This window comes from Vibrio sp. 10N.222.52.B12 (assembly GCF_002875385.1).
In the GTDB taxonomy this organism is placed as follows: Bacteria; Pseudomonadota; Gammaproteobacteria; order Enterobacterales; family Vibrionaceae; genus Vibrio; species Vibrio jasicida.
Map to the genome: position 1 here is coordinate 1 of NZ_MDAW01000034.1, position 1,220 is coordinate 1,220.

1 protein-coding gene is annotated in these 1,220 nt (G+C 44.9%); it reads right to left on the reverse strand.

Annotation, left to right across the window (positions count from 1 at the left end):
- Positions 1 to 138: 138 nt before the first annotated feature.
- A complete protein-coding gene (locus BCT11_RS02055) occupies positions 139 to 1,152 on the reverse strand; it encodes an IS110 family transposase (RefSeq protein WP_102386954.1) in 1,014 nt (337 codons plus the stop codon).
- Positions 1,153 to 1,220: the final 68 nt, after the last annotated feature.

Genomic DNA, 1,220 nt, shown 5'->3' on the forward strand with positions numbered 1-1,220 from the left:
GCTCCACGATGATATCCGCGCCAGATTATCCTTAAAAGCCCCAAAGCAACTAGGTGCTATTTTTTGTATCAGGTTACTAATCTGGCCGTTCGACCGTTTTTGTCATCACATTCATTGGCGTTGCAAACTTGGTTATGGCTATACAGCCTTAAAAGCTTGGCGGTGGTACAACACCGCCCAAGCTATTCTTGCTAGCTTATTGGCAAGTGCGACTACCACTACATTAAACGGCTTTGTTGCTCGTAAATTGACTAACCAATCTCCAAACACTTTTCCTGTTGTTTCTATCCTAGATAGCACGGACCTCGCTCCATGTATAAATAGAGCGCGAAGGTGTTTGTTCCCTCGTTTACTCATGCCTAATAGCTTTGATTTGCCACCCGTTGAATACTGCCTTGGAACGAGTCCTAGCCATGCAGCCATCTCGCGACCTCCACCAAAGTTTGAAGGAGAACTGATATTGGCCACACACAACGTTGCTGTTAAATCACCAATACCAGGAATACTCTTCAAAAGTTCGGCATTTTCATTATTTTCGGTGATAACTTTCAGTTTCTTATCTTGAGTAGAGACTTGCTCATTTAGGTATTTATAGTGCTCATGAATCGAGAGCAACTCAGCGACCAGACTCGGTGGTAGCTTTATATCTTGCTCGGCTAACCACTGAAATAGCGCTTTCATCTTGGCATGGCCTTTAGGAAAACTCAGCCCAAACTCAAGTAGTATTGCTCCAATTCGGCTCATACAAGCCGTTCGTTCTTTGATATAACCATCCCTCACTCGATGGATAGCTGCGATTACCTGAGCTTCCTCTGACTTGGCAGAGACAAATCTCATGCTTGGTCGACTCGCTGCTTCTGCTATCGCAGCAGCATCAATAAAGTCGTTCTTATTACCTTTGACGTAAGGTTTTACATATTGAGGCGGGATAAGTCGAACTCGATGCCCATAGGCTTCACACTTTCTCGCAAGCCAGTGAGCACCACCACAGGCTTCAAAAGCGATGATGGTAGGTTCAAGTACAGATAAGAAACGGAGTAGTTGGCTTCGACTAAACTTACGGCGAATAACGTCTTTGCCAGTGTGATTGTTGCCAACCGCATGAAAGCAGTGCTTGCCTAAATCGATACCTAAGATGTGAATGGTAGACATATGGTTCACCTCGTTCTGAGAGCCTACTCTAAGCGTAGGGCTTGAGAGTGAGGCGGACCATATAATTA

What these genes read in the sequence shown, in the direction of transcription:
- BCT11_RS02055 (WP_102386954.1), bottom strand. Translation starts at nt 1,152, where the DNA reads ATGTCTACCATTCACATCTTAGGTATCGATTTAGGCAAGCACTGCTTT.